Source organism: Microbacterium sp., assembly GCF_039812165.1.
In the GTDB taxonomy this organism is placed as follows: Bacteria; Actinomycetota; Actinomycetes; order Actinomycetales; family Microbacteriaceae; genus Microbacterium.
On record NZ_JBDIAB010000264.1, the window covers coordinates 1 to 3,365 of the forward strand.

Annotated in this window: 3 protein-coding genes; 2 read left to right on the forward strand and 1 reads right to left on the reverse strand. The window is 75.1% G+C overall.

Features of this window, described 5'->3' with window-relative positions; translation table 11 throughout:
• Both WML84_RS13995 and WML84_RS14000 read left to right on the forward strand, forming a co-directional pair.
• The coding region (locus WML84_RS13995; protein WP_347346749.1) for a thiamine pyrophosphate-binding protein at nucleotides 1–687 on the forward strand (687 nt) is incomplete at its 5' end.
• A 103-nt stretch (nucleotides 688–790) separates the two neighbouring features.
• On the forward strand, nucleotides 791–1,654 hold the full coding sequence (locus tag WML84_RS14000; protein ID WP_347346750.1) for a polyphosphate kinase 2 family protein: 864 nt from the start codon (nucleotides 791–793) through the stop codon (nucleotides 1,652–1,654).
• Between the two features lie 227 nt (nucleotides 1,655–1,881).
• Here WML84_RS14000 and WML84_RS14005 read toward each other — a convergent pair whose 3' ends face one another.
• Complete coding sequence (locus tag WML84_RS14005) at nucleotides 1,882–3,183, reverse strand: isochorismate synthase (protein ID WP_347346751.1); 1,302 nt, start codon at nucleotides 3,181–3,183, stop codon at nucleotides 1,882–1,884.
• Between the last annotated feature and the right edge of the window lie 182 nt (nucleotides 3,184–3,365).

Genomic DNA, 3,365 nt, shown 5'->3' on the forward strand with positions numbered 1-3,365 from the left:
TGGCTCGGCGCGTGGATGCGGGCGTCGCGTGCGGCATCCGTCGATCTCAGCCCTGCGGCTCCGGATGCCGACGGGCTCGCCTCGGCGGTGCCCGATCGGCGTCTGGGCGCGATCGCGGCCGAGCTCGAGGTGATCCGCGCGCCGCTCGACCGTGTCGCGCTCGTCGACGCGGTGTGGCGGGCGACGTGGCCGCACGACCGGCTGGTGTTCGCGTCGTCGCGGCTCGTGCGGGTCGCCGACGCGGTGCTCGGCGGCAAGAAGGTGCCCGTGCACGCGAACCGCGGGCTCGCCGGCATCGACGGCGTGGTCGCGACCGGGACGGGCATCGCGGTCGCGAGCCAGTCCGGCGGGGTGCCCGGCGTCACGCGTGTGCTGGTCGGCGACCTCGCGTTCCTGCACGACGTCGGCGCGCTGCTGCTGCCGCCCGGCGAGGACGAGCCCCGCATCCAGGTGATCGTCGGCAACGACGGGGGCGGCACGATCTTCGACGGGCTGGAGGTCGCCGCGGTCGCCTCGGCCGACGCGATGGACCGGGTGCTCTACACGCCGCACACCGCGCGGTTCGAGGAGCTCGCCCGCGCCTACGGCTGGGAGCACCAGCGCGTCACGACGCGCGCCGCGCTCGACCAGGCGCTCACCGCGCCCGTCGGCGGCCGGCAGATCATCGAGGTCCCGCTCGACCGCTGACGAGGGTCGCGGCCGACCGGTGACGCCGCCTGCGGCATCCTCTGTCGCCTCGCGGGCGGCGGGGTGGGTGCCGTCGCGCGGCCGGCGGGACCATGATGGCGGTATGACCGCGAAGAGCCAGCACTCCTGGACGGGCGACCCCGCCGAGCTCCTCCGCGTCGGCGCGGGCTTCCGCCTGGCCGACGTCGACCCCGATGCGACGCCGGGCTACGACGGCGGCCGGAAGCGCTCGGAGCGCGATCTCGCCGAGGGAGCGGCCGAGCTCGACGAGCTGCAGGAGCGACTGTTCGCCGAGAGCCGTTCCGGCGCCACGAGCGCATCGGTGCTCCTGGTGCTCCAGGCGATGGACTCCGCCGGCAAGGGCGGCATCGTGCGCCACGTCATCGGGTCGGTCGATCCGCAGGGTGTCGCGCTCACCGCGTTCAAGAAGCCCACGCCCGAGGAGCTCTCCCACGACTTCCTCTGGCGCGTCGAGCGGCGCCTTCCCGCGCCCGGCTTCATCGGGGTCTTCGACCGCTCGCACTACGAGGACGTCCTGATCGGCCGCGTGCGTGCGCTCGCGCCCGCCGACGAGATCGAGCGGCGCTACGGCGCGATCAACGAGTTCGAGAAGCGCGTGACGGATGCCGGGACCCGCATCGTCAAGGTCATGCTGCACATCTCGGCCGACGAGCAGAAGGCGCGGCTCATGGAGCGGCTCGACCGGCCCGACAAGCACTGGAAGTACAACCCCGGCGACGTCGACGAGCGCCGGCTCTGGCCGCAGTACATGGACGCGTATCAGACGGTGTTCGAGCGCACTTCCACCGAGCACGCGCCGTGGCACGTCGTGCCCGCGAACGCGAAGTGGTACGCGCGTCTCGCCGTGCAGGCCCTGCTGCTGGACGCGCTGGAGGGCATCGACCCGCAGTGGCCCGCGGCGACGTTCGACGTCGCGGCCGAGAAGGCGCGGCTGGCCGCCACGTGAGCCGGCGCGGCGCTCGCCCTGACGGCGAGAAGTCGACGGTGCGTCGAGACTGCAGGCATAGCGCGGAGTCTCGACGCACGGTTGGCTTCTCGCGGAGCCGGTGGCGGGCGGACGGACGCGGACGGACGGGGACCGCGCGGATGCCGGCGCGCGGACCGCGCGGATGCCGGTGGGTGGACCGACGGGTGCCGAGCGGATCTCGCCGCGCAGGGCGACGGCGGATGGGCTCAGGCGAGCGCGTCGACGATCGGGCGGAACTTGACCCGGGTCTCCAGGAGCTCGGCCTCGGGATCGCTGCCGGCGACGATGCCCGCGCCGGCGTGCGCGACGAGCGGGATGCGGCCGGAAACCCCGTCGGCGGGCGACGCGTCGAGGTCGAACTGCGCGCAGCGCAGCGCGATCGCCCACTCGCCATCGCCGTGCGCGTCGATCCAGCCGACCGGACCGGCGTAGCGGCCGCGGTCGAAGGGCTCGAGGCGGCGGATCACCCGGATCGCGGCATCCGTCGGCGTGCCGGCCACCGCCGCGGTCGGGTGGAGCGCGCCGACGAGATCCAGCGCCGAGGAGCGGTCCTCGAGCGCGCCCTCGACGTCGGTGGCGAGGTGCCACACGTTCGGCAGCTTGAGCATGAACGGCTGCTCGCCCGCGGCGAGCGCGCTGGTGTGCGGGCGGAGCGCGGCGAGCACGCTCTGCACCGCGTACTCGTGCTCGTCGAGATCCTTCGCGCTCGTGGCGAGGGCGACGGATGCCGCGGTGTCGGCGTCGGCGTCGGCGCCGCGCGCGATCGTGCCGGCCAGCACGCGTGCGGTCACGGTGCCGCCCGACACGGTCACGAGGGTCTCGGGGCTCGCGCCGATCATGCCGTCGACGGCATACGTCCACGTGTCAGGGTAGTCGGAGGCGAGCGCGCGCACGAGGCGCCGGAGGTCGGCGCCCGACGGGATCGACCCGACGAGGTCGCGGGCGAGCACGACCTTGCCGACCTCGCCCGCCGCGATCGCGGCGAGCCCCGCCCGCACGGCGGACTGATAGCCCTCGGGGGTCAGCGCGCCGGGGCCGAGCGTCGCAGACCAGTGCGGTCCGAAGGGCGTGCGCGGCGGGATGCCGGGGCCCGCGGCATCGGCGTCGACCGGCACGATCGTGGTGACCCACGACCTGCCGCCGCGGCGTCCCACGACGTGCCGTGGCACGGTGAGCCGCCCCGCGTGCGCCGATGCGGCGTCGAACGGGAGGGCTCCGAACGCGACGAGCCCGGTGCCCGGGAGTCCGACCCGGTCGTCGACCTCGGCGAGCGCCGAGAGCTCTCGCCACCAGTGCGCGGCCGCGGCCGCGTGCGATGCGCCCGCGGCGTGCCGGCCGACGGCCGTCGACGACATCCCGGCCGCGCGGCCGTGGCCGATCAGGACGTCGCCCCGACGCGACCACACGGTCGGGTTCTCGGGCGCAGCGTGCTCGAGGACGTCCTCGATCGTCTCGACCTCGCGGGTCGTCACACGCAGCCGCGGGGGGAGCGGGACAGGGCGAGGCACGCCCTCCAGCCTAGGTCCCGCCCGCCTCGGGCCGAGCGTCGGAGCCGCTTCGGGATCGGGTGACACCCCCGCGGCGCGACGAAGCCCGGCGGATCGGCCCGATTCCGGCGCATCGCGCGGTCGGGGCGTGAGCGGAGAGGTTCGCCGGGCCGCCGGCCGCGTCCCTAGAGTGGGCACATGGC